A 24,757-nucleotide genomic window follows, 5' to 3' on the forward strand; every position below is an offset into this window, starting at 1 on the left:
CCGGGCGAGGGCGCAGGGTCCGGCGGGGCGGGTCATGCCGCGGGCTCCTCGGGCGGGTAGATGGCGACGCCGGTGAGGGTCTGGTTCACGTGCACGCCGTTGATCTGCTCGCCATAGGTCGAGAAGCCGACCACCTCGTTGCGCGCCAGGATCTCGGACAGGGCCCGGACGCTCTGGTCCCGCTCGGCCGCCACCCGGCGCAGAACGCAGTCGCAGGCGAGGATGCCCGAGGGGGCGCCGCCGGCCGACAGGCCGTCGAGGGAGCGGGCCAGGTGCTCGGTCGCGTCCATCGGCTCGGCCAGCGTCAGCACCAGCCCCTCGTCGATGGCGCAGAAGAAGGTCAGGTCGCCGTTGGGCTCGACCTTCTGGATGGCGCGGACGTGGTGGCGCCCGCCCACGCGCACCATCACCGGGTGGGCCGAGAAGGTGAAGGGCGAGAGCTGCGCGGGGTCCATGCCCAGCAGGCGGGCGTATTCGCGGGCCGCCGGCTCGCCGTTGATCTCGCGCACCAGTCGGCGTTCGGGATCGGCCTCGGTCACCACCATGCGGGCCTCGGCCGGGCGCAGGTTGTCGAAGTTGAAGACCTGCACGCGGCAGGCGGTGCGGATCAGGGCCAGCACCGCGGCGTCGGCGTGAAAGCGCCGCTCGTGCAGCACGAAGGCGCGCCCGAAATCGAGCGCGTCGCCCGCCGAGCCGCCGAAGAGCGGCACCCCGTCGAGCGCGGCGGCGAGGGTGGCGACCAGCTGCTCCTCCATCAGGGACATGCCGTCGACCATCAGGAAGGCGAATTCGTTCGACCACTCGGGCGCGGCGGCGCGCAGGGCGGCGCGGCGGCCCTGCACCTTCTCGGCCGCCCCCACCCGGTCGAGGCCCGAGAGGTCGGCGACGAAGCAGACCTGGGCGGAGAACAGCGCCGCGGGGAAGGCGGCGGCGGCGATCATCCCGTCCGCATAGCCCGCGGGGCCGATCTCTCCGGCCGTGGTGCAGCCGATGACCGGCGCGCCCGCGAAGGCGTCGGCGGCGAGGCGGGCGACCGCCTCGAGATCGGCCTGGGGAGAGACGAAGAGCGCGACCAGCGCCAGCGGCGCCTCGCCGAGGGCGGCGCGCAGGGCGGCGATCGCGGCGGCAGGGTCGGAGGCCGGGGCGGCGGCCGAGAGCAGGTCGCGCCGAGGCAGGGCCTGCCCGGCGGCGGCCCGCGCGTCGCGGACATGATCCGGCCGGGGCCCGTCGGCGCGGGTCCCGGCGCACTGAGCCCCGTCCATGGGCTCCCCTCCCTTTCGTCTCGCCGCGGTCCCTGCGCAAACAAGGGGTTGGGCGAGTTGACGGCTGTCGACGACCGCGCGCCGGCTCCCCCGCGATCGCGGGGGCCTCCCTGCCGGCGGTGCGGTCGGCCGGTTCCGACCTCAGGTTAGTTCGCCCCCGAGGCGTCGTGCAATATCTTGCGGTAGCGGGCGTTCTGCGCCAGCAGCACCGCCTGCGTGCGCGAGCGGACGTTGAGCTTGCGCAGGATGGCGGTGATGTGGGCCTTCACCGTCGTCTCGGCGATGTCGAGCTCCCAGGCGATCTGCTTGTTGAGCTGGCCCTCGCAGACCAGCTCCAGGATCCGGGCCTGCTGGGGGGTCAGGAGGGCCAGGCGCTCGATCGCCTGCTCGGTCTCGTCGGGGGTGTCGTCGCCTTCGACGAAGCCGTCGGGGCGGAAGACCTCGCCGGCGGCGATGGCGGCGAAGGCGCGGGTGAAGACGTCGCGCGGGCTGTGCTTGGGCACGAAGCCGGCGGCGCCCGAGCGCAGGACCGAGCCGACGATGCGGTTCTCCTCCAGCGAGGAGACGACCACGACGGGGGTGTTGCGCGCCAGGCGGCGGACCCGCAGCAGGCCGTCCATCCCCTCGGCGTCGGGCAGGGTGAGGTCGAGCAGGATCACCTCGGGCGCGGGGGCGGCCTCGAGGCGGGCGTAGGCCTTGGCGAGGCGGTCCGCGGTCTCGATCCGCTCGACCCCCATCTCGCGCAGCATCAGGGTCAGCGCCTCGCAGAACAGGGGGTGATCGTCGATCACCAGGGCCGAGGCGAAGGGGACGCCGGCGGCGTCGCCGCGGCCGGGTCCGGCCGCGCCCGAGGGGGCGGCGCCGGTGGGGCGGGGTGGGCTGGCGGTCAAGGCTCGCTCCATCGCCGGTTGCATGCCGGTCTCCCTTCCTGTGTAGCGCGATGCGCCGGCGCGGGCGATCCCCGGACCGGCGCCGCGGAGCGTGAAGCGGGCGCGCCCGCGAAGGCGCGCCCGTCCGGGCTCAGTTGGAGGCCACCTGGTCGGGGACGCGGAACGTCCAGACCATGCCGCCCTGGTTGAGGTAGCTGACCTTCTTGGCGACCTCGCCGCCCCACAGCGGCACCGCGCCGCCCCAGCCCGAAAGGACCGTGACGTACTGCACCCCGTCCTGGTCCCAGGTGATCGGCTGGCCGACGATGCCGGAGCCGAGCTGGAAGGACCAAAGCTGCTCGCCGGTCTCGTCGTCGAAGGCCTTGAACTCGCCCTCCGGCGTGCCGGTGAAGACGAGGCCGCCGGCGGTGGTCATCACCCCGCCCCAGAGGGGGGCGTCGTTCTTGTATTCCCACTTGATCTCGCCGGTGGTCGGGTCGATCGCCTTCAGGGAGCCGATGTGGTCCTCGAAGATCGGCTTGATGGTGAAGCCGGCGCCCAGGTAGGCCGCGCCCTTCTTGTAGGAGATCGGCTCGTTCCAGATGTCCATGCCCCACTCGTTCGAGGGGACGTAGAACAGGCCCGTCTTGGGAGAGTGGGCCATGGGCATCCAGTTCTTGCCGCCCAGGAAGGAGGGCACGGCGAAGATCGTCTCGCCCTTCTTGCCGTCGGCGGCCGCGGTCGGGTCGCCGGGGCGGTTCGCCTCGTTGAAGATCGGCCGGCCGGTGTCGTCGATGCCCGAGGCCCAGGTGATCTCGCTCACGAACGGGTGGGCGGCGACGAAGGCGCCGTCCTCGCGGTTCAGGACGTAGAAGAAGCCGTTGCGGTCGGCGGTGGCGAAGCGCTTGTTGCCCTCGCGGTCGGTGAAGGCCACGACCTCGTTCACGCCGTCGAAGTCCCAGCCCTCCCGCGGGGTGGTCTGGAAGTGCCACTTGATCTCGCCGGTCTTCGGATCGATGCCGATGCGGGACGCGGCGTAGAGGTTGTCGCCCGTGTTGCCCTCGGTGGGCGTTCCGGCGTTGCGCAGGTGGGAGTTCCAGGGCGCGGGGTTGCCGGCGCCGAAGACCAGCGTGTCGGTGTCGGCGTCGTAGGAGCCGCCGAGCCAGGTCGCGCCCCCGCCGGTCTTCCACATGTCGCCCGGCCAGGTCGCGTTCAGCGTCCCGGTCATGGTCGACTCCTTGCCGTTGAGGGTGCCCATGTGGCCCTCGATGACGGGGCGGGTCCACACCAGCTCGCCGGTCTCCGCGTCGCGGGCCTGCACCTCGCCGACGATGCCGAACTCGCCGCCCGAGTTGCCGGTGACGATCAGCCCGTCCACGATCAGGGGGGCGGCGGTGTAGGAGTATCCGGCCTTGTAGTCGGCGATCTTCTTGTTCCAAACCACGTCGCCGGTCTTGGCGTCGAGCGCGACCAGCCGCGCGTCCAGCGTGCCGAAATAGACCTTGTCGCCGTAGAGCGCGGCGCCGCGGTTGATCACGTCGCAGCAGGGCAGGATGCCCTCGGGCAGGCGGGCGTCGTACTGCCAGATCTCGCGGCCGGTCTTGGCGTCGATCGCCCAGATGCGGCTGTAGGAGCCGGTGACGTACATCACCCCGTCCTTGACCAGCGGCTGGGATTCCTGCCCGCGCTGCTTCTCGCCGCCGAGGCTGAAGGCCCAGGCGGGGACCATGCGGGCGACGTTCTCCTTGTTGATCTTGTCCAGCGGGCTGAAGCGCTGGAGGTGGCGGCCCATGCCGTTGGTGACCACCTGGGTGGTGATGGTCGCGTCGTCGGCGATGTCGGCCTCGGTCACCTCGGCGTTGGCGGCGGTGACGGCCAGGAGCGACACGGTCGCGCTCAGCAGAAGTCGTCTCATCGTTCCCTCCCTGGGATTCCGGGCGAGCCGATGCCGGCGACTCCGGCCTTGGGCGGCTCTGGGAAGGAGTATCCCCGGCGTCAGGCGCGGCCGAAATTGCACCATGGTAGGAGATGGCAAGTCGTTGGATCGGCTGCGTTTCGCGTCCGTTCGCCCGCGCGGCGGCGCCCGCCGCGGCGCGGGGGCGCCGGGGCGGGCGGGGGCGGTCGGAACGGGGCGCCCGCGGGGCGTCAGAAAAGCTTGGGGGCGTAACGGGGTTCGTCGGCGTCGGGGGTGACCTCGGCGGGGTCGTAGCCGGCGCCCTTCAGGCGCACGGCGTCGTCGAGGCCCTGGGCCGCGGCGCGGTCGACCATGGCGCGGCCGGCGGCCTCGTCCTGTTCGACGCCGCGGCCGCGGAGCAGGGCGAGGCCGTAGTTCAGTTCGCCCACGGGGTCGCCGGTCGCGGCGGCGCGGCGGGACCATTCGGCGGCGGCCTCGGGGTCCTCGGGGCCGCCGAGGCCGTTGTCCTCCATCTGGGACATCCAGGTCATCGCGGCGGCGTAGCCGGCCTCGGCGCAGGCCTCGAAGACCTCGCGCGCCTCGGCGTGATGGCCCCACTTGGTGATGAAGTAGCCGCTGGCGCAGACGACCATGTCGACCTCGCCGCGGCGGGCTTTCTCGATGGCGGACTGGAGGGTCAGCTCCTCGGGGTTGGTCTCGCCCTGCGGGGCGGGGTCGGCGCCGCCCTGCTGGGCGAGGGCGGGCGCGGCGAGGAGCGCCAGGGCGAGGGCGAGTCTCATGCCTTCCTCCGGATCAGGCCCCGGGCGGGGTCGTAGCCGCGCAGCGCGAAGGCGGAGAAGACCGCGAGCGCGAGCAGGGTCCAGCCCAGGGCCGCGGGGTTGGGGGTCGCGTAAAGGGCGAAGCGGATCAGCTCGACGGCGTGGGTGAAGGGGTTCAGGGCGCAGATGTCGCGCAGGAGGGGCGAGGACTCGGCCATCTTCCACAGCGGGTAGAGGGCGGTGGAGAGGAAGAACATCGGGAAGATCACGAAGTTCATCACCCCCGCGAAATTCTCCAGCTGGCGGATGAAGGAGGAGAGCAGGAGGCCCAGCGCGCCCAGCATCAGGCCGGTGAGGATCAGCGCGGGGAGGGCGAGGACGTAGCCCTCCCACGGCATCTGGATCCCGAAGGCGGCGGCGATGGCGAGGAAGGCGTAGACCTGGATCACGCCGATCGCGGCGCCGGCGGCGAGCTTGCAGAACAGGAGCCAGCCGCGCGGCAGCGGGGAGGTCAGGAGCAGGCGCATCGAGCCCATCTCGCGGTCGTAGACCAGCGAAAGGGAGCTCTGCATGCCGTTGAACAGCTGGATCATGCCGCAGAGGCCGGGGACGATGTAGACCTCGTATTGGATGTAGGTCGCGTAGGGGGGCGTGATCGAGAGGCCCAGCGCGGCGCGGAAGCCGGCGGCGAAGACGAGGAGCCACACGAGGGGGCGGACGAGGGCGGCGATGAAGCGCTCCCGCTGATGGATGAAGCGCAGGGCCTCGCGGGCGACGACGGCTTCGAGGGCGACGAGATGCGGGCTCATGCGGCGCGCCTTCCGGTCATCGAGAGGAACACGTCGGTCAGGGGGCGGGGGCCGGCGATCTCGGACGCGGCGCCGTCGGCGGCGACCCGGCCCTGGTGGAGGATCACCACCTGGTCGGCGGGGCGGACCTCGTCGACCAGGTGGGTGGCCCACAGGACCGTCAGGCCGGCGTCGCGGGCGAGGTCGTGGACATGGGCGGTGATCCCGGCGCGGGCCTGGGCGTCGAGGCCGACGGTCGGCTCGTCCAGCAGCAGGACCGCGGGGTCGTGCATCAGGGCGCGGGCGATCTCGACCCGGCGGCGGTGGCCGCCGTTGAGGTCGCGGGCGCGCTCATGGGCGCGCTCGGCCATGTCGAGGCGGGAAAGCGCCCGGATGGCGCGGGCCTGCGCCTCGCGGCGGGGGAGGCCGTGGAGGGCGGCGAAGTAGGTCAGGTTGCGCAGGACGGTGAGGTCGAGGTCCAGCGTGCTCTGCTGGAAGACCGCGCCGATGCGGGCGAGCGCCTTGCGGGGGTCCCGTCCGATGTCGTGGCCGGCGGCGGAGAGGCGCCCCGAGGGGGCGCGCATCAGGCCGGTCAGCAGGGAGAACAGCGTGGACTTGCCCGCGCCGTTGGGGCCGAGCAGGGCGCAGAAGGCGCCCGCGGGAACCTCGAACGACACGCCGTCCAGCGCGGTCTTCGGGCCGTAGTCGAAGCGGACGTCCTGGATCTGGAGGCCGGGGGTCATTCGATGGTCACCTCGAGCCGCATCAGGTCGCCGGTGGAGCCGGGGACGTGCAGCGTGTAGCGGCCGGGCTTGATGGCGAGGAAGCCGATCTCCATCGTGCCGGCCTCGTCGAACTCCACGCTGTCGAGGCCGAGCGGGCGGATCTCCAGGCCCTCGATGACGATCTCGTCGATCCAGATGGCGCGGAAGAACTCGGGGCCGACGAGGCCGAGTTCGGCGGAGCCGTCGGCGGTGATCTCGATCTCGTAGTAGGTCCCGGACTTCAGGGTCAGGGGGGCGTCGGCCAGCGGCATGCCGGCCGAGAGGGTGATCGGGGGCAGGTCCTGCTTGTTCTTGCCCGAGAGGATGCCGGCGGGGCCGAGGCCTTCGGCGAAGGCCGGCAGGGCGACGAGGCAGAGCAGGGCGGTCAGGGCGCGGCGCATGGGTCAGCCTCCGGTCGGGCGGGCGGCGGCGCCCCAGGGGAAGCGGCCGACCTTGATGGTCTTGATCGCCTCGCGGTTCGCCACGTCGATGACGGTGACGTCGCCGGAGACGCCGTTGGTCGTGAACAGCAGCCGGCGGTCGGGGGAGAAGGCCATGTGCCAGACCCGGCGGCCGACGAGAATGTAGTCCTCGACCTGATACGTCTCGGCGTTCACGACGGCGATGTGGTTGGCGGGGCCCAACGCGATGAAGACGGTCTTCTCGTCTTGGGAGAACTCGAAGCCGACGGGCTGGATGCGGTCGCGGTGGATGTTGGGGATCTCGAACCGGATCTTGGCGAGCTCGCGCTGGTCCTCGACGGCGAAGACGGCGACGGTGCCGCCGATCTCCGACGACACCCACAGCTCCGTGCCGTGCTTGGCGAATTCGGCGTGGCGGGGGCGGGCGTCGACCAGGGTGTTGGCGAAGAGCTCGTGCGTCTCGGTGTCGATCCAGTGCGCCATGTTGGTGGTCTCGGAGGTGGTGATGGCGATGGTCCCGTCGGGGGAGACGGCCATGCCCTCCGGCTCGATCCCCACGTCGATCTGGGCGATGACGCGGCGCGTCTCGGTGTCGACCACGGTGGTGATCGCGTCGTCCTCGTTGGCGATGTAGAGGCGCCGGTCGTCGGGGTGCAGGGCGAACTGCTCGGGGTCCTCGCCGGAGGGGAGGTCGTGCAGGATCTCGCCCGTCTCGGGGTCCATCACCTGCACGGCGTTGCTGTCGGAGACGCAGATGTAGAGCCGCGAGTAGTCGTGGGAGAAGGTGAGGCCGCGGGGACGCTCGCCGGTGGGGATCGTGCGGACGACCTCCAGCGTGGCGACGTCGATCACCGAGATCGTGTCGTCCTTCTCGTTCGTCACCCAGATCTCGTCGGCGAGGGCCGGGGTGGCGAGGAGGGTCAGGGCGAGAGCGAGGGGGCGCATGGTCAGTTCCTTGCGGCGAAGGCGCGGCAGGCGCTCTCGCCCTCGTCCTGGCCGAGGGTGTCGAGCGCGTTGACGGGGTGCAGGAAGCCGTCGAGCGGGGTCAGGGCGACCAGCGCGCGGGGGTGGACCAGCGGCATCGGCTGGCGCAGCTGGCCGTTCCAGGGGCGGAAGGTCATCGGGCTGCCCTTGAACCCGGCGAGCTCGAAGGCGTCGGAGAGCATGTAGGCGCGCAGGCTGGCGGGGTCGGAGGCGTTGGTGCGGGTGGCGGCCTCGCCGATTGAGCGGACCGCGGCCCAGGCGGCGTAGTCCTCTGGCCGCATGTCGCGGGCGGCCAGCGCCTCGAAGCGGGATTGCAGCTGGGCGGCGCCCCATTGCTCGAGCGCGGGGGACCAGGCGACGGGGGTCAGGCCCTCGGACCCCGCCATGATCGTGGGGGTCCAGGTGTTGAACATCATGTAGCGGGCGAAGTCGCCGGCCTCGTCGGCCACCACCATCACGTCGTGATCGCGGAAGTCCTGCGTGAACAGGGGCGTCTCGCGGCCGGCGTCGCGGCGGATGTCGGCGTTCCACTCCCAGGTCTCGTCGGCGCGGATCCGCAGGCCGAACTTCGTGAAGCTGCGGCGCAGGGCGGCGGCGAAGGCGCGGTCGTCGGGATGGGTCCCCTCGACCAGCGCCACGTCGGTCCAGCGGCGCACGGTCAGGAACTGGGAGAGGGCGTCGGCGCGCATCGCGTGGCTGGGGATGGCGTGCAGGAGGTTCGCGCGGCAGTCAGGCCCGCGAAGCCGGTCGTCCTGGGCGGAGGCGTTGAGGATCAGGGCGCCCTGCGCCTCGGGCAGGTCGGCGATGGCGAGCAGGGTCTCGGCGGGGGCGTGGACCACCAGCAGGGGGGTCCGGGCGAGCGCCTCGCGCGCGGCGGCGAGCGCGTCGCCGCCGGGGGGGACGATGCGGGGCTCCAGCGCGTAGGCATGGCCGAGGAAGCGGCCGGTCCTGGCGTCGTCCTCGATCCCCAGTCGGGCGCCGGCGAGACCGAGGTCCTCGGGGATCGGGTCGAGGTTCGACAGCACCGGGGGGCGGTCGACCTGCTGCTCCAGCCAGCCCACGCGCACCGAAAGCTCCGCCTGCGCGGGGACGGCGAGGGCCAGGGCGGCCAGGAGGGCGAGCGGCTTGAGCATGGTTCAGGACGCTGGCCGCGACAGGGCGCCGCGTCCATTCGACCATGGTCGGGGGTCCCGCGCCGGCGCGCCGCCGGCCTCTCGCCCGAAGGTCGAATACCGCCCCCGGCGGACGCTGCGGTAACGAATCCGCAACGACATCGAACCGCCTGACAGGGAGCCCGACCCCATGATCCGCTCGCGATCCCCCGCCCGCGCCGCCGGCGCGCTCGCCCTCGTCCTCGCCGGGACCGCCGGCCTCGCGCCGGGGCCGGCGGCCTGGGCCCATGGCGACGTGGCCCCGCAGCCGGTGAACACCGACGCGCTGCCCGACGTCGGCGAGGACTGGCTGACCGAGAACCCCTACCGCGCCATGGGCGACGAGGTCTGGGCCAAGGCCATCGAGATCGGCGACAGCGGCTACAACCAGAACTGCGCGCGCTGCCATGGCTTGGGCGTGGTGTCGGGCGGCCTCGCCCCCGACCTGCGCTTCCTGGAGGCGGAGGAGTACGGCGACGAGTGGTTCGTCGAGCGCTTCCGCCACGGCTACACCCAGAACGGCGCCACCAAGATGCCGGCCTTCGGCGAGCTCTTGGGCCAGAAGGCCGCCTGGGCGATCCGCACCTATATCGAGACCCGGCCCGACGGCGACTCGATGGAGGCCTACGCCGGCCGGCTGAAGGAGATCCGCGACACGCTCGCCGCCATGCCCGCGGGGCAGGCCGACGCCGGGCAGGTGGCGGCGATGGCGGGCGAGCTGCACGAGATCGCCGGCGAGATCGAGACCGCCTCGGGCGCGCCGGTGGCCGACTCGATCGCCTTCCGCGCGGCGAAGCAGCTTTCGGGCGAGGCGGCGGACCCCGCCCAGGCGGCCGAGACGCTGACCGTCGGGCTGAGCGCGGCGCACTGATGCCGGGCCGTCGCCCCCTCCTGGCGGCGGCCGCGGCGGCCGCGGCCTGGGCCCTGCTCCTCCCGGCGGGCCCGGCCGCGGCGCGGTGCGAGGACTGGACGCCCCAGCCCCGGCCGCAGAACGCCTCGCGCGACGTGGTGGGCCAGAGCCTGGACGACATCCAGGCGCGCGGCTGGATCGACTTCGCGGTCTACGAGGCCTTCCCCCCCTGGTCGTGGGAGGAGGACGGCGCGCCGAAGGGCGTGGACGTGGAGCTGGGGCGGATCATCGCCGCGGACCTGGGCGTCGAGCCGCGCTTCACCTTCGTCGCCGCGGGCGAGACGCTGGACGACGACCTGCGCAACCACGTCTGGAAGGGTCCGGTGGTGAACGGGCGGGCGTCGAACGTGATGCTGCACGTGCCCTACGATTCCGACTACGCCTGCCGGGTCGACCAGGTGGTCTTCGCCGGGCGCTACTTCACCGAGACGCTCGCCATCGCCTACGCCGAGGCGGAGTATCCCGACGGCGGCCCCGTGCCGGCCTATTTCCGCTTCGATCCGGTGGCGGTCGAGAACGACAGCCTGGCGGATTTCCACCTCTCGTCCATCGGGAACGGGGCGTTGCAGGGGAACATCCGCCGCTACGCCTCGACGCCGGCCGCCATGGAGGCGCTGGCGCGGGGCGAGGTGAAGGCCGCGATGGGGCCGCTGCACGAGCTGGAATGGGGGCTGGTCCCTGGGCTGGCGGTGCATTCGCCGCCGCTGCCGGGGCTCGCCCGCGGGACGTGGACGCTGGGCGTCGCCGTGCGCCAGTCCTGGCGGCCGCTGGGCTACGCCGTGGACGACGCGGTGCGCGCCGCGGTCGAGGACGGGCGGCTGGCCGCGGTCTTCGAGGCCTACGGGCTGAGCTGGACCCCGCCCGCGGACTGAGCGGCGGGGCCGCGGGCCCCCCCGCCTAAGGTCGAATGGCGCGGGCGGCCCGCGCCCTCCTACCCTCTCATCAACCCCACCGGCCCGCGACGGCCGGACCCGACAGGAGAAGCCCCATGGAACTCACCGGCGAACGGATCATCCGGGCGGACCGCGCCACGGTCTGGGCGGCCCTGAACGACCCGGAGGTGCTGAAGGCCTGCATTCCGGGCTGCGAGCGGCTGGAGAAGCTGTCGGACACCGAGATGGAGGCCGACGTCACCCAGAAGGTCGGCCCGGTGAAGGCGAAGTTCAAAGGGCAGGTGACGCTCGAGGACGTGCGCCCGGCCGAGGGCTATTTCCTCTCCGGCGAGGGCAAGGGCGGCGCCGCGGGCTTCGCCAAGGGGGGCGCGCGGGTGAACCTGTCCGACCACGCCGAGGGCACGCTGCTGAGCTACGTCGCCGAGGCGCGGGTGGGCGGCAAGCTCGCCCAGCTCGGCTCGCGCCTGATCGACGGGTTCGCGCGCAAGATGGCGGACGAGTTCTTCGCCCTGTTCCAGGCGCAGGTCGAGGGCGCCGCGCCGGCCCCCGCGGCCGCCGCGGTCCAGGCGCCGGCCCCCGCCGCGCCGGCCAGGGCGCCCGAGATGGCGGGCGCGACGTCCGCGCCGGCGCCTGCGCAAGCCGCCGCCGAGACCGGGGAGAAGAAGGGCTGGCTGCGCCGCCTTCTCTCCTGACCCATTCCGGCCGGCGCGCGGCATAGGGAGCGCGCGCCGCACCGAACCTCAAGCCAGATGCATCGCCAGGGGAGGATCAAGATGCCCGGCATTTCGATGACCGTGAACGGAAAGCCCGTCTCGGGCGAGGTCGAGGGGCGCACCCTGCTGGTGCAGTTCCTGCGCGAGGACCTCGGCCTGACCGGAACCCATGTCGGCTGCGACACCTCCCAGTGCGGGGCCTGCACCGTGCTGGTGAACGGGGAGAGCGTGAAGGCCTGCACCATGCTCGCCGCCACGGCGGACGGCGCCGAGGTGCGCACCGTCGAGGGCGAGGCCAGGGGCGGCGTGATGTCCGTCGTGCAGGCCGCCTTCCAGGAGCATCACGGCCTGCAGTGCGGCTTCTGCACCCCGGGCATGGTGATGTCGATCACCGACATGCTGCGCGTGAACGCCGACCCGACCGAGGGCGAGGTGCGCGAGTGGCTGAAGGGGAACATCTGCCGCTGCACCGGCTACCACAACATCGTCAAGGCGGCGCTCGCGGCCGCCGCCGAGCTGCGCGCGCAGCCCGTCGCCGCCGAGTGAGGGGAGGGGAGATCATGCCCAAGGACTTCGGGATCGGCGCCAGCTCGAAGCGGCGCGAGGACAAGCGGTTCCTGACCGGCAAGGGCCGGTACGTGGACGACATGAACCGGCCCGGCCAGGCCTACGTGCACTTCCTGCGCTCGGACATGGCGCATGGTCGGATCCTGTCGATCGACGTCTCGGCGGCCGAGGCCGCGCCGGGGGTGATCAAGGTGTTCACCTCGAAGGACTTCGAGGGCGTCGGCGGCATCCCCTGCGGCTGGCTGATCACCGACAAGAACGGCGAGCCGATGAAGGAGCCCAAGCACCCGATCCTCGCCGAGGGCAAGGTGCGCCACGTGGGCGACCCGATCGTGGCCGTGGTGGCCGAGACCCGCGCCCAGGCCAAGGACGCCGCGGAGCTGGTGGAGGTGGAGCTCGAGGAACTCCCCGCCGCCATCGACATGCGCGCCGCCGTCGCCGGCGGGGCGCTGGTGCATGACGAGGCGCCGGGGAACCTCTGCTACGACTGGGATTTCCCGGCCGAGAGCAAGGACGCCGTCGACGAGGCGATCCGCAACGCCCACCACGTGACGGTGCTGGAGCTGCGCAACAACCGCCTGGTCGCCAACCCGATGGAGCCGCGCGCGGCGCTGGGCGAATACGACGACGCCGACGACATGCACACGCTGTGGACCACGTCCCAGAACCCGCATGTGATCCGCCTGCTGATGGGCGCCTTCGTCCTGGGCCTGCCCGAGCACAAGCTGCGGGTGGTTGCGCCGGACGTGGGCGGGGGCTTCGGCTCGAAGATCTACCACTATGCGGAGGAAGCCTTCGTCACCTTCGCCGCCAAGGTCGTCGGGCGGCCGGTGAAGTGGACCTCGGACCGGGGCGAGGCCTTCATGTCCGACGCCCATGGCCGCGACCACGTCTGCAAGGTGGAGCTGGCGATGGACGCGGAGGGCAATTTCCTCGCCCTGCGCTCGACCACGCTGGCGAACATGGGCGCTTACCTCTCGACCTTCGCGCCCTGCATCCCGACCTGGCTGCACGGCACGCTGCTGGCGGGCAACTACAAGACCCCGCTGATCTTCACCAACGTGCGCGCGGTGTTCACCAACACCGTCCCCGTCGACGCCTATCGCGGCGCCGGGCGCCCCGAGGCCACCTACCTGATCGAGCGCGTGGTCGATAAAGCCGCCCGCGAGATCGGCATGGACCCCGCCGAGCTGCGTCGGAAGAACTTCATCACCGAGTTCCCCTACCAGACCCCGGTGGCTGTCCAGTACGACTCGGGCGACTACAACGCGACGCTCGACAAGGTGCTGGAGGTCGCCGACCGCGCCGGCTTCGAGGCGCGGAAGGCCGAGAGCGCCGCGCGCGGCAAGCTGCGGGGCTTCGGGCTCGCGCATTACATCGAGGCCTGCGGGATCGCACCCTCCTCCCTCGTGGGCGCGCTGGGCGCCCGGGCGGGGCTCTACGAGGCCGCGACGGTGCGGGTGAACCCGACGGGGTCGGTCTCGGTCTTCACCGGCTCGCATTCCCACGGGCAGGGGCATGAGACGACCTTCGCCCAGGTGGTGGCGGACATGCTGGGAATCCCCGAGGCGAACGTCGACATCGTCCATGGCGACACCTCGAAGGTGCCGTTCGGGATGGGGACCTACGGGTCGCGCAGCCTGGCGGTCGGCGGCTCGGCCATCGTGAAGTCGGTCGACAAGATCGTGGCCAAGGCCAAGAAGATCGCGGCGCACCTGCTCGAGGCGTCCGAGACCGACGTGACCTTCGAGAACGGTCAGTTCACGGTCGCGGGCACCGACCGGTCGGTGAGCTGGGCGGACGTGACGCTGGCGGCCTACGTGCCCCACAACTATCCCATCGACTCGGTCGAGCCGGGACTGGAGGAGACCTCCTTCTACGATCCGGCCAACTTCACCTACCCCTCGGGCGCCTACGTCTGCGAGGTCGAGGTCGATCCCGACACCGGCAAGGTGCAGGTGATGTCCTTCGCCGCCGCCGACGACTTCGGCAATGTGGTCAACCCGATGATCGTGGAAGGCCAGGTGCATGGCGGCCTCGCCCAGGGGATCGGCCAGGCGCTGATGGAGGGCTGCGTCTACGACGAGAGCGGGCAGCTGCTGACCGCCTCCTACATGGACTACGCGATGCCGCTGGCCCGCGACCTGCCGAGCTTCACCGTGGACAACTCCGCCTGCACGCCCTGCACGCACAACCCGCTGGGGGTGAAGGGCTGCGGCGAGGCGGGGGCCATCGGCAGCCCGCCGGCGCTGGTCAACGCGGTGCTGGACGCGCTGTCGGGCTACGGCATCGCCCATCTCGACATGCCGCTGACGCCCTCGAAGGTCTGGGAGGCGATCGACGCCGCCCGGCCCGCGGCCGCGGCCGAGTGAACCCTGTCCCCTCCCGCCCCGGCGGGAGGGGAACGTCAAGGGAGGACATGAGATGTACGATTTCGAACTCGCCCGGCCGACGACCCTCGAAGAGGCCCTGCTGGCGATGCAGGCGGACGAGGCGCAGCCGTTGTCCGGCGGCCAGACGCTGATCCCGACGCTGAAGGCGCGGCTGGGGATGCCGGGCACGCTGGTGGACCTGACGGGGATCGCCGAGCTGAAGGGCATTTCGCGCGACGGCGACGTGCTGCGGATCGGGGCGGCGACGCGCCATGCGGACGTGGCGGCCTCGGACGTGGTGCGGGCCGCGATCCCCGCGGTGGCGGCGCTGGCCGGCAAGATCGGCGACCCGGCGGTGCGCAACCGCGGCACCATCGGCGGCAGCCTCGCGAACAACGACCCCGCCGCCTGCTACCCCTCGGCGGCGCTGGGGCTGGGGGCGAGCTTGCGCACCTCGGCCGGGCGGGCGATCCCGGCGGACGACTTCTTCCTGGGCATGTTCGAGACGGCGCTGGAGGAGCGGGAGCTGCTGGTGGGCGTCGACCTGCCCGTGCCGATGGCGGCGAACTACCAGAAGTTCGAGCAGCCGGCCTCCCGCTTCGCGCTGGTGGGGGTGTTCGTCGCCCGCTTCGCCTCCGGCGTGCGGGTGGCGGTGACCGGCGCCTCGGAAGGGGGCGTGTTCCGCTGGACGGAGGCCGAGCAGGCCCTGTCGGCGAGCTTCTCCCCCTCGGCGGTGGAGGGGATGAGCCCCCCCGCCGAGGGCATGATCGGGGATCTCCATGGCGCTCCCCGGTATCGCGCGCACCTGGTAGGGGTCCTGACCCGGCGCGCGGTCGCGGCCTGCGGCTGATCCTCCTCCCCCAGCCGGGGTCCTGTCTCGGGGCGGTTCTTCGGAACCGTCCCGTTTTTTCGTTCCGGGGCGGGGGGATGCGGCCGCGGCGGCGGGCGGCTGCAAATGCGTCTCAACTTCAAGCGCATGATTCCGCTTTACTTTCTCCGGCGACGACCCTATCCGGCGCGTCCCGCGCGGGGCGGGGGGCTTCGGGCCCCGCGGTTCCGCGCGGGTCGATGGCGCGGCGACCCGGCGGGCGGGCCGCCCGGCGCGCCGGCCCCCCGACCGCCCGCAGGAGCGCGCGCATGACCCCCACGGCCATCGGCGTCCTGGCGCTGACCCTCTCGGTCGACGCCTTCATCGCGGCGCTGGGCAAGGGCGCGGTCGAGCGGCGGGTCGGCTTCCGCCGGGCCCTGCGCACCGGCGCGATCTTCGGCGCGGTCGAGGCGCTGACCCCCCTGCTGGGCTGGGCGCTGGGCGTCGCCGCCAGCCATTACGTCGCCGCGGTCGACCACTGGGTCGCCTTCGCGCTTCTGGGCGCGGTGGGGGCGCACATGATCCTCGTCGCGATCTCCGCCCCGCGGGAGACGCCCGAGGCCGGGCGCGGCGGGCTGTGGAGCACGGTGGCGGCGGCCGTCGGCTCCTCGATCGACGCGATGGCGGTGGGGGTCTCGCTGGCCTTCCTGGAGGTGAACATCCTGGTGGTGGCCGCGGCCATCGGGCTCGCCACCATGGCGATGAGCACCACGGGCGTGCTGGCCGGCCGCTTCCTGGGCCGGCGGCTGGGGCGGATCGTGGGCGTGGGCGGGGGGCTGGCGCTGATCGGGCTGGGCGCCTCGATCCTGGCCGAGCACCTGGGCTGGGTCTGAGGCGCGCCTCCGGGCGGGGTCAGACCACCGGGATCCCGGGGCCGATGCGCGGCGAGAGGAACTGCGGCCCGTCCTCGCGCACCACGATCACCTCCTCGTGCACCAGCAGCCGCCCGGGGCCGAGCGGGATCGAGGGCTCCAGCGTCAGCACCATGCCGGGGCGCAGGGGCGTGAGGTCGGCGGCGATCAGGGAGGGGGGCTCGGTCAGCTCCATCCCCAGCCCGTGGCCGAGGCGGCCGACGTCGATCTCCCCGCCGCCCAGCACCGCGCGCATCGCCTGCGCGAGGTCGGCGGGGGTGGCGCCGGGGCGGGCGAGGCCGGCGGCCACGTCGGTGGCCTCGACCAGCCGGGCGTGGGCGTCGGCCACCTCCGGCGCGGGCGGGCCCAGCGACCAGTTGCGGTCGAAGTCCGCGAAATAGCCGTCGCGCGAGAGGCCGGTGTCGAGCATCACCACGTCGCCCCGGGCGAGGGGGCGGTCGGAGGCGGGCGAGATCACGTCGCCGTAGCCGCCGGGCGCCGCGCCGCCGGCGAGGTAGGGCACCTGGTCGGCGCCTTCCTCGAGGCACAGGATCTGGAAGCGGCGGAACAGCTCCGACAGCGGCAGGCCGGGGCGCAGGATCTCGGGCGTGCGGGCGAAGGCGCGGCCAGCCACGGCGCAGGCGGCGGCGATCTTCTCGATCTCGGCCTCGGACTTCACCAGGCGCAGGTCGCGCATCAGGCCGCCGTCGTCGCGGAACCGTCGGCGGCCGATGCGCTCCGACAGGGCCAGCCAGTCGGCGAGCGGCATGCGCAGGCGCGTCTCGCGCCCCATCGGCAGGCCGATCTCGGCGTCGGGGGGCGAACGCTCGGCCAGGGTCGCGGCCAGCAGCGAGACGCCGTCGTCGGCATAGTCGGGCGAGGACCAGCAGCGGATGTCGCGGATCCAGGTCCGGCCCATCAGTTCGGCCCCGATGGAGGGGATCACCGCCACGGGATCGCCCTGCGCGGGCACGACGAGGAACCACGGCCGGGTGGGGCTTTCCCAGAAGCGGGTGAGGAAGCCGGTGACCCAGCGGATCTCCGCCTCGGTGGTCAGCAGCAGGGCGGCGAGGCCGCGGGCGGCCATGGCGGCCTGCAGGAGCGCGAGGCGGGCGCGGTGCTCGGCTTCCGGGAAGCCGCGGGGCGGGTCGGGCGCGGTCATGGGGCATTCGGACACGGGCGGGGCGCCGGCGTCAACGGGCGAGCGCGTCGGGCCGGGCCCCTGCCCCCGGGCGCGCCGGGTCCTGCGCGCCGCGGGCGGGCGGGCGGCCACGGGCGCGCGGGCCGACGCGGCGCCCGGCCTGCGGCGGGCTCAGGCCTCGACGGTCCGCACCTCCCCCTCCGCCGTGGCCAGAAGCAGGCGGCGCAGGCCGGGGAGGCGGGCGGGCAGGCGGCGGGCCTCGGCCTCGGTCAGGAAGACCAGCGCGGTGGAGACGGCGTCGGCCAGCGCCGCCGTCTCCGCCTCGACCGAGACGGTGGCCCACAGCGGCGCGAGCTCAGGCACCGCGGGGTGCAGGATATGCGCCCGCCCGTCGGCGAAGCGCAGGGCGCCGGGGGAGGAGGTGGCGAGCGCCGAGCGCGTCAGGCTGCGCGTCTCCAGCAGGGCGCCGTCGGGCGCGGCCACCCCCACCCGCCAGGCGCCGCGGCCGGCGCGCAGCTCCCCCGCGTCGACCAGCGCGTCGGGGAAGCCGTGGGCCGCGAGCGCCTCGGCGACCCGGTCCGCGGCCCAGCCCTGGGCGATGCCGTTGAGCGTCAGCGCCATGCCGGGGGCGAGGCGCACCGCCGCCGCCTCCGCCCGCACCCGTCCCCAGCCGACCGCCGCGAGCGCGCGCGCCAGCGCCGGGCCCGCGGCCTCGCCCCGCGCCTCCAGCGCCCACAGGGTCTGGACGGAGGGGTCGAAGAGGCCGCCGGTCGCGGCATGGACCTCTCCGGCGAGGTCGAGGACGGCGAGGAACGCGGCGGGCGGGGCGCGCAGGACGCCGTCGCGGTTGAGGCGGGAGAGGGCGCTGTCGGGGCGGTGGAGGCTGAACAGGGCCTCGGCCCGCGCAATCTCGGCGCGGGCGGCGGCGAGCGCCGGCTCGGCCAGGCGGGCGGGACCGCGCAGGCGGATCTCGGCGTCGGCCCCCAGCGCCCGGCCGCGCCAGGCGGAGACCTCGGGGCGCAGGGCGCCGTGGAGGCCGACGGCGGAGGCGCCGGCGGCGGCCGCGGCCAGCGCGAGGAAGCGCCGGCGCCTCATGCCGCGGGCTCCGGCCGGGGCGCCGGGCGCAGGCGGGGCGGGAGCGGCCCGGCGCGGCCCTTCGCGGCCAGCACCAGCGGCACGCACTGGCGCGGGTCGTCGTGGAGGGTCACGCAGTCGAGGCACTGGAAGCACTCGGAATAGGCGATCTCGCCGGTCTTCTCGATCGCCCCGTAGGGGCAGCGCACCCGGCAGAGCTGGCAGGGGGAGCCGCAGGCGGCGCGGCGGGGGATCCAGTCCCGCGCCCGGAGCAGCCCGCCGATGGCCATGACCGCGCCCAGCGGGCAGACGTAGCGGCAGAAGCCCTTGAACAGGACCGTGCCCAGCGCCAGCCACAGGGCGGCGTAGGCGACGAAGATCCACTCGCGCTGGAAGCCGGTGGTGACGGCGGTCTTGAAGGGCTCGATCTCGGCGTAGGTCTCGACGCGGGCGGGGTCGAGGAAGACGGCGGCGATCAGGCCGGCGAGGAGGACGTATTTCACGGCCTTCAGGCGGCGGTCCCAGCGGGGCGAGGGCTCGACGGTGGGCAGGCGCAGCAGGCGGCCAAGATGGTGAGCGAATTCCTGCATCGCGCCGAAGGGGCAGAGCCAGCCGCAGAACAGGCCCCGGCCGAAGGCGACGAAGCCCGCGATGGTCGCCGCCCAGATGAGCAGCGAAAACGGATCGTAGAGCAGGAAGTCGAAGGCGCCCCCGTCCCAGGCGGTGCGGATCACGCCCAGGACCGTGACGATCGAGAGCTGGCCCTGCCCCCACCAGCCGACGAAGCCGATCACCGCGGCCAGCACCGCCAGCCGGATCGGCGTGTAGACCGGGGCGCCGGCGAGGCGGCGCATCCCGGGGCCGAGGGCCGCGCCGAGCCCCGCGAGGCCCACGGCCAGGACGCCTAAGTCCACGGCGCGGCCGCGCAGGGCCTCGGCGAAGGGGGAGAGGGGTTTCGGCGTTGTGGGGCGCTTGAAGAACCGCTCGGGCGTCGCGTGCTGGACGCTCAGCGTGCGGGTTCCGACCTGGGGCTGGAAGGAGCCATGCTCGCGCACCGCCAGCAGGTCGAGGGTCCAGGGGCGGGAGGGGTCGAAGCCGAGGCGCCGGTCGGTGCGCAGGATCATGGCGCGGCCCTCGGGCGCGCCCTCGGCCAGCTCCACGTGGAGGTCGGCGTCGCGCAGGGACACCGGCAGGTCGTCCTGCGCGGCCGAGATCAGGTCGGGCGAGGTGTTGCGCACGAAGTCCTCGGAGACGAGGCCGTGGCGGCCCGCCTCGATCAGCAGGATCGGCTCGTCGTGGGGCGAGATCTCGCGGAAGGCGTCGAGCTCGCGCAGAGTGTCGGGGGCCAGCGCCGCGCGGGCGATGGACTTCGGGCCGAGGTCGGCGATCCACAGGTCCAGGTAGGGCGCCTCGGGGTCGACGCCGGGGTCGTCGTCCTCCCACAGCGAGCCGGCGAAGAGGGCCTGCACCTCGGCGTTGGTCACGATGTGGCGGGAGACGACGCCGCCCTCGATCATCTGCGCCCAGGTCAGGGGCTCGTCGTGGTCGGGGTCGGGGACGGCCGCGGGGGGGCGGGCGACGCCCTGCAGGTGTTCGCGGGCCACCGCGTGGGCGGCGGCCAGCACGCTCTCGTGCGCGATGCGGATCGAGGCCGTCGCCTTGGTCACCCCGTCCAGGTAGACGAGCGAGGAGGCCGCGTCCGGAGCGCCGTAGGGCGTGCCGACCACGAGGGTCGAGGAGATCGACTCGCCCCGGTACTGCTCGAAGAAGGCGTGGAACGGGGCCTGGCCGAGGCCGGAGACGAAGATCGGCTCGTTATGCGACAGCAGGCGGACGTCGATGAAGCGGCCCTGGTCGTCGAGCGTCACCAGCGCGTCGATGGGCGCGCCGGAGAAGCCGGGGAGGGGGGCGAGCGGCTCGGTCTGGAAGACGTGACCCGCGGGGGCGCCGCCGGAGTTGAGGATCGTCCAGATGCCGCGGGGGTCCACCTGCTCGCCGAGGGAGTAGGGGGGCAGGACCAGCTCGGCGAGCTCGTTGCGGGGCAGGGGATCCGCCGCGGCGGGGGCGCCGGCGAGGGCCGCGAGACCTGCGCAGAGCAGGCCGGCGAGGCGAAGCCGCCGTGCCGCGGGACGGCCGGATGGGGGGCGAGGGGCGCGCATGGCCCCGAGGTTACGCCCGCGCCCGGAGGCTTCGTATTCGACGTAGGTCGCAGGCGGGGGAGGCGCGGGCGGCGTCCATTGGACCGAAGGGCGACGCCGCGGCCGTGAGGCGACGTTGCGTCGGACGGATCGGGCCGCAGGGCGGCGTGCGAGATGCCCGTCGTCGGCGGCGCGGCCCGCGGCCCGCAGGAGGCCCCGGGTCGAGCCCGGGGGCGCCGGTTGGGGCAGGCGGAGAGAGGAGCGCGTCGGGCGTAGAACCGGCGGGGGCGGGCGGGCGAGGCCTCGCCCCCCGAGGGGGCGTGGCGCCTCAGCAGATGCGGGGCAGCTGCTCGCCGACCAGCATGTCGACGATGCGGCGGCCGCCGAAGGCGGTGCGCATGGTCACGCGGCCGGGCTCGCCCTCCTGCGCGCGGCCGACGATGCAGGCGCCTTCGCCCTCGGGCAGCAGGCGCATGGCGGCGAGGGCGGCGTCGGCCTCGTCCTCGGGGACGAAGCAGACCAGGGTGCCCTCGTTGGCGAGGTAGAGGGGGTCGAGGCCGAGGATCTCGCACATGCCCTTCACTTCCGCGCGCAGCGGCAGGGCGGTCTCGGAGAGCTCGATCTCGCAGGCCGAGGCCTCGGCGATCTCGTTCAGGGCCGAGGCGATGCCGCCGCGGGTCGCGTCGCGGGCGCAGCGCAGGTTGGGGGCGGCGGCGAGGGCGGCCTCCATCAGGCGGTTCAGCGAGGCGCAGTCGGATTGCAGGTCGGTGGACAGCGCCAGGTCCCCGCGGGCGGCGAGGATCGCGGCGCCGTGGTCGCCCAGCACGCCGTTGACGAGGGCGACGTCGCCGGGGCGGACGCGCTCGGCCGCCAGCTCCCGGCCGGGCGGGATCACGCCGACGCCGGAGGTGGTGACGTAGACCCGGTCGGCGGCGCCGCGCTGCACGACCTTGGTGTCGCCGGTGACGATGCGCACGCCGGCGCGGTCGGCCTCGGCCCGCATGGTGGCGGCGATGCGCTGGAGGAGGGCGACCTCGCAGCCCTCCTCGATGATGAAGGCGGCCGACAGCCACAGCGGGCGCGCGCCGCCGACGGCGAGGTCGTTGACCGTCCCGCAGACCGCCAGCTTGCCGATGTCGCCGCCGGGGAATTCCACCGGGGTCACCACGAAAGAATCCGTGGTGAAGGCGAGGCGGGCGCCGGGCTCGGCCAGGGCCGTGGAGGTCAGGCGGGCCTGGTCCTCCATCCCCGGAGGCTCGAAGGCGGCGGTGAAGACGCCCTCGACGAGGTCGCGCATGGCGCGGCCGCCGCCGCCGTGGGCCAGCGTCACGCGCTCGTCCCTCAGGGTGCGGGCGGGGCGTCGGGGGGCGGGGATCTGTTCCATGGCGTCCTTCATGGCCTGTCCCTCATTCCGCGGCGACGCGGGCGCCGCCGTATTGCCAGTAGGCCGCGCAGGCGCCCTCGGAGCTGACCATCAGGGCGCCGAGCGGGGTCTCGGGCGAGCAGCCGTTCCCGAAGCGGGGGCAGGCGGTGGGCTTGATGCGGCCGGTCATCACCTGGCCGCAGGCGCAGCCCTCGGGTTCCTCGACATGGCGGGGGCCGGCGGCGTAGCCGACGTTGAACTTCTCCTCCGCATCCCAGGCCGCGAAGGCCGGGCGGATGCGCAGGCCGGAGGCGTCGATCTCGCCCAGGCCCCGCCATTCGAAGCTGGGACGGGGTTCGTAGACCTGCTCGATGGCCGCCAGCGACACCGGGTTGCCGTGCTCGGGGACCACGCGGGCGTACTGGTTCTCGACCTCTGCGCGGCCGTCGCGGATCTGCTCGAGGACCATGAGGACGGATTGCAGGAGGTCGAGCGGCTCGAAGCCCGCCACCACGATGGGCTTGCCGTAGTCGGCGGCGATGAAGTCGTAGGGGTGGGTTCCGATGACCATCGAGACGTGGCCCGGGCCCACGAAGCCGTCGAGCATCATGAACGGGTCGTCCAGCAGCGCCTTCAGCGGCGGCGGGACGGTGATGTGGTTGCAGAAGATCGAGAAATTGGGGATCTGCTCGCGCGCCGCCTGCAGGAGGGTCAGGGCGGTGGAGGGGGTGGTCGTCTCGAAGCCGAGGCCGAAGAACACCACCTCGCGGTCGGGGTTGCGGCGGGCGAGTTCGAGGGCGTCCAGCGGCGAGTAGACCATGCGCACGTCGGCCCCGCGGGCCTTGGCCTGCATGAGGGAGCCCTTGGTCCCCGGCACCCGCATGGCGTCGCCGAAGGTGGTGAAGATGACGCCGGGCTTCTCGGCGATCTCGACGCATTCGTCGACGCGGGCCATGGGCAGGACGCAGACGGGGCAGCCGGGGCCGTGGATGAACTCGATCCCCTCATGCACCAGCTTGTCGAGCCCGTAGCGGAAGATCGCGTGGGTGTGGCCGCCGCAGATCTCCATGATGCGGACGGGCTCGTCCCTGGTGGCGCCGATCTGGTCGGTGACCTCGGCGATGCGGGCGATCAGGGCGCGGGCGGCCTTGGGGTCGCGGAATTCCTCGACGTATCTCACGACGTGCCCTCCAGGGACTTGGCGCCTTCGGCCATGGCGTCGAGGGCTTCCTGCGCCTCGCCCAGCTCGCGCAGGGCGTCGAGGGTGCGGGCGGCCTCGTCCTCGTCGATGCGCGCCATGGCGAAGCCGACGTGGATCAGGACCCATTCGCCGATGAGTGCGTCGAGGGGGCCGTCGGCGACGCAGGCCACCGAGACCTCTCGCCGGACGCCGGAGACGTCGGCCATCGCCATCTGGCGGGCCTCGTCGGTGATCGCGACGATCTTGCCGGGAATGCCCAGACACATGCCTCAGTCCTCCTCTTCGGCGTCGATGCGGGATGGCGGCGCCAGCCCGTAGCGGTCGAGCTTGGCGCGCAGGCCGACGCGGGAGAGGCCCAGCTCGGCCGCCGCCCGGCTCTTGTTCCAGCGCAGGCGCGTCAGCGTCTCGCGCAGGATGCGCATCTCCATCAGCTCGATCCGATCCTTCAGGGCGCCCTCGGCGGTCATCACGTCGGAGGCGCGGCGGTCGTCGGGGTCCTGGCCGGGCTCGGCCTGCAGGATGGGGCGGGAGATCAGCTCGGGGCCGAGGACGGGGCCCTGGGCGGCCACCAGCATCCGGGTGATCTCGTTCTCCAGTTCGCGCAGGTTGCCGGGCCAGTCGTAGCCCTCGAGGAACTCCAGCGCGGCGTCCGACAGGCCGCGCACCGGCTTGCCGTGGCGGGCGGAGAGGTCGGCGAGCAGGCTCTGCGCCAGCACCGAGACGTCGCCGGGACGGGCGCGGAGCGGCGGGATCGCGATCTCGGCCACCGCGAGGGCGAAGTAGAGGTCGGAGCGGAAGGCGCCCTCGGCCACCATCGCCTTCAGGTCCCGGTGGGCCCCGCAGATCAGGCGCAGGCGGGTGGTCTGGGTCTCCAGCGCGCCGACCTGGGCGAAGGCGCCCTCGGCGGCGACGCGCAGGAGGGCGACCTGGAGGCGAGGGCTCAGGCTGTCGACGCCGTTGAGGAACAGGGTCCCGCGGTCGGCCTTCTGGAACAGGCCGATGCGGGTGGACTGCACGCCCGGCGCGGCGCCGCGGCGGATGCCGAACAGCTCGGCCTCCAGCATCTCGTCGCTCATCCCGGCGCAGTTGAGCGCGAAGAACGGGCGGTCGGAGCGCAGCGAGGCGTAGTGCATGGCCCGCGCGATCTCGGCCTTGCCCACGCCGGGCTCTCCGGTCAGCAGGACGGGGATGTCGAAGCTGGCGTGGCGGCGGGCGGCGCCGATGACGGCGTTGAGGGGGGAGTTGGGGGCGCGCAGGATCTGCTCGAACCCCAGCCCCTCGCGCAGGGCCTTGCGGCGCTTCTCCAGTTTCGAGTCCGCGGCGGAGCTCAGGTAACGCATCTCCAGCGACATGCGCTCGTGATCGCGGGACAGGCGAAACAGGTGGACGGCGTTGCGGGCCGCCATCAGCAGCTGGTCGGGGTGCCAGGGCTTGGGGATGAACTGGTAGATCCCCGCCTCGTTGATCGCCGAGATCATGTCGTTGGTCTCGGTGTAGCCGGTGATGACGATGCGCACCGTCTCGGGCCAGCGCTCGCGGCATTCGGCCAGGAACTCCGCGCCCGTGCGCCCCGGCATCCGCTGGTCGCAGAAGATCGCCTGGACGTAGTTGTCCTGCATGCAGGCCATGGCCTGTTCGGCGTCGGCGGCCTCGAGACAGTCGAACTCGTCCTCCAGCGCCATGCGCATGGCGGCGAGCGAGTGCGGCTCGTCGTCGACCAGCAGCAGGGTGGGCAGGGGCGCGGGGCTCATCG

At 73.2% G+C, this 24,757-nt stretch carries 23 protein-coding genes; 7 read left to right on the plus strand and 16 right to left on the minus strand.

Features of this window, described 5'->3' with window-relative positions; translation table 11 throughout:
- Positions 1 to 32: 32 nt before the first annotated feature.
- The 9 genes from P2H44_RS23905 to P2H44_RS23945 form a co-directional block, all read right to left on the minus strand.
- Entirely contained in the window at positions 33 to 1,262 is a 1,230-nt protein-coding gene (locus P2H44_RS23905; protein ID WP_275767778.1) for an FIST N-terminal domain-containing protein, read from the minus strand.
- 146 nt (positions 1,263 to 1,408) lie between these two features.
- Complete coding sequence (locus P2H44_RS23910) at positions 1,409 to 2,152, minus strand: LuxR C-terminal-related transcriptional regulator (RefSeq protein ID WP_462976322.1); 744 nt, start codon at positions 2,150 to 2,152, stop codon at positions 1,409 to 1,411.
- Between the two features lie 130 nt (positions 2,153 to 2,282).
- Entirely contained in the window at positions 2,283 to 4,046 is a 1,764-nt protein-coding gene (locus P2H44_RS23915; RefSeq protein ID WP_275767780.1) for a PQQ-dependent methanol/ethanol family dehydrogenase, read from the minus strand.
- 230 nt (positions 4,047 to 4,276) lie between these two features.
- Positions 4,277 to 4,825, minus strand: a complete 549-nt coding sequence (locus P2H44_RS23920; RefSeq protein ID WP_275767782.1) for a tetratricopeptide repeat protein — start codon at positions 4,823 to 4,825, stop codon at positions 4,277 to 4,279.
- On the minus strand, positions 4,822 to 5,613 hold the full coding sequence (locus P2H44_RS23925; protein WP_275767784.1) for an ABC transporter permease: 792 nt from the start codon (positions 5,611 to 5,613) through the stop codon (positions 4,822 to 4,824). The genes P2H44_RS23920 and P2H44_RS23925 overlap by 4 nt, the downstream gene beginning before the upstream one ends.
- Positions 5,610 to 6,335, minus strand: a complete 726-nt coding sequence (locus tag P2H44_RS23930) for an ABC transporter ATP-binding protein (protein WP_275767786.1) — start codon at positions 6,333 to 6,335, stop codon at positions 5,610 to 5,612. The genes P2H44_RS23925 and P2H44_RS23930 overlap by 4 nt, the downstream gene beginning before the upstream one ends.
- Positions 6,332 to 6,757, minus strand: coding sequence for a hypothetical protein (locus P2H44_RS23935; protein ID WP_275767788.1), 426 nt, complete (start codon positions 6,755 to 6,757; stop codon positions 6,332 to 6,334). The genes P2H44_RS23930 and P2H44_RS23935 overlap by 4 nt, the downstream gene beginning before the upstream one ends.
- Positions 6,758 to 6,760: 3 nt before the next feature.
- Positions 6,761 to 7,723 carry a YVTN family beta-propeller repeat protein gene (locus P2H44_RS23940; protein ID WP_275767790.1) on the minus strand — a complete coding sequence of 321 codons (963 nt, stop codon included), beginning with the start codon at positions 7,721 to 7,723 and terminating at the stop codon, positions 6,761 to 6,763.
- Between the two features lie 2 nt (positions 7,724 to 7,725).
- Positions 7,726 to 8,895 carry an ABC transporter substrate-binding protein gene (locus P2H44_RS23945; protein ID WP_275767792.1) on the minus strand — a complete coding sequence of 390 codons (1,170 nt, stop codon included), beginning with the start codon at positions 8,893 to 8,895 and terminating at the stop codon, positions 7,726 to 7,728.
- Between the two features lie 169 nt (positions 8,896 to 9,064).
- On the opposite strand from P2H44_RS23945, the gene pedF reads away from it, so the two are divergent.
- From pedF to P2H44_RS23980, 7 genes are all read left to right on the plus strand, one after another.
- Entirely contained in the window at positions 9,065 to 9,784 is a 720-nt protein-coding gene (gene pedF / locus P2H44_RS23950; protein ID WP_275767794.1) for a cytochrome c-550 PedF, read from the plus strand.
- Positions 9,784 to 10,695: a substrate-binding periplasmic protein gene (locus P2H44_RS23955; RefSeq protein ID WP_275767796.1), complete on the plus strand. Its 912-nt coding sequence runs from the start codon at positions 9,784 to 9,786 to the stop codon at positions 10,693 to 10,695. Before pedF ends, P2H44_RS23955 begins: the two co-directional genes overlap by 1 nt.
- Positions 10,696 to 10,811: 116 nt before the next feature.
- Complete coding sequence (locus P2H44_RS23960; RefSeq protein ID WP_275767798.1) at positions 10,812 to 11,408, plus strand: SRPBCC family protein; 597 nt, start codon at positions 10,812 to 10,814, stop codon at positions 11,406 to 11,408.
- A gap of 81 nt (positions 11,409 to 11,489) precedes the next feature.
- Positions 11,490 to 11,975: a (2Fe-2S)-binding protein gene (locus P2H44_RS23965; protein ID WP_275767800.1), complete on the plus strand. Its 486-nt coding sequence runs from the start codon at positions 11,490 to 11,492 to the stop codon at positions 11,973 to 11,975.
- Positions 11,976 to 11,989: 14 nt separating this feature from the next.
- Entirely contained in the window at positions 11,990 to 14,368 is a 2,379-nt protein-coding gene (locus P2H44_RS23970; protein ID WP_275767802.1) for a xanthine dehydrogenase family protein molybdopterin-binding subunit, read from the plus strand.
- Between the two features lie 52 nt (positions 14,369 to 14,420).
- Entirely contained in the window at positions 14,421 to 15,218 is a 798-nt protein-coding gene (locus P2H44_RS23975) for an FAD binding domain-containing protein (protein WP_275767804.1), read from the plus strand.
- 287 nt (positions 15,219 to 15,505) lie between these two features.
- Entirely contained in the window at positions 15,506 to 16,069 is a 564-nt protein-coding gene (locus P2H44_RS23980) for a manganese efflux pump MntP (protein ID WP_275767806.1), read from the plus strand.
- 19 nt (positions 16,070 to 16,088) lie between these two features.
- On the opposite strand, the gene P2H44_RS23985 is transcribed toward P2H44_RS23980, so the two are convergent.
- The 7 genes from P2H44_RS23985 to P2H44_RS24015 form a co-directional block, all read right to left on the minus strand.
- A complete protein-coding gene (locus P2H44_RS23985; RefSeq protein ID WP_275767808.1) occupies positions 16,089 to 17,249 on the minus strand; it encodes a M24 family metallopeptidase in 1,161 nt (386 codons plus the stop codon).
- A 150-nt stretch (positions 17,250 to 17,399) separates the two neighbouring features.
- Positions 17,400 to 18,323 (minus strand): FAD:protein FMN transferase, encoded by a 924-nt coding sequence (locus P2H44_RS23990; RefSeq protein ID WP_275767809.1) that lies wholly within the window; start codon positions 18,321 to 18,323, stop codon positions 17,400 to 17,402.
- On the minus strand, positions 18,320 to 20,461 hold the full coding sequence (locus P2H44_RS23995) for a 4Fe-4S binding protein (RefSeq protein ID WP_275767811.1): 2,142 nt from the start codon (positions 20,459 to 20,461) through the stop codon (positions 18,320 to 18,322). Before P2H44_RS23995 ends, P2H44_RS23990 begins: the two co-directional genes overlap by 4 nt.
- Before the next feature lie 307 nt (positions 20,462 to 20,768).
- The gene (gene hypE, locus P2H44_RS24000; RefSeq protein WP_275767813.1) at positions 20,769 to 21,836 is read right to left on the minus strand and encodes a hydrogenase expression/formation protein HypE; all 1,068 of its coding nucleotides are present in this window, start codon (positions 21,834 to 21,836) and stop codon (positions 20,769 to 20,771) included.
- A gap of 10 nt (positions 21,837 to 21,846) precedes the next feature.
- The gene (gene hypD, locus P2H44_RS24005; RefSeq protein ID WP_275767815.1) at positions 21,847 to 22,983 is read right to left on the minus strand and encodes a hydrogenase formation protein HypD; all 1,137 of its coding nucleotides are present in this window, start codon (positions 22,981 to 22,983) and stop codon (positions 21,847 to 21,849) included.
- Complete coding sequence (locus P2H44_RS24010) at positions 22,980 to 23,270, minus strand: HypC/HybG/HupF family hydrogenase formation chaperone (protein ID WP_275767817.1); 291 nt, start codon at positions 23,268 to 23,270, stop codon at positions 22,980 to 22,982. The genes hypD and P2H44_RS24010 overlap by 4 nt, the downstream gene beginning before the upstream one ends.
- Before the next feature lie 3 nt (positions 23,271 to 23,273).
- Positions 23,274 to 24,755, minus strand: a complete 1,482-nt coding sequence (locus P2H44_RS24015; protein ID WP_275767819.1) for a sigma-54-dependent transcriptional regulator — start codon at positions 24,753 to 24,755, stop codon at positions 23,274 to 23,276.
- Between the last annotated feature and the right edge of the window lie 2 nt (positions 24,756 to 24,757).

This window comes from Albimonas marina (assembly GCF_029223255.1).
GTDB lineage: Bacteria > Pseudomonadota > Alphaproteobacteria > Rhodobacterales > Rhodobacteraceae > Albimonas.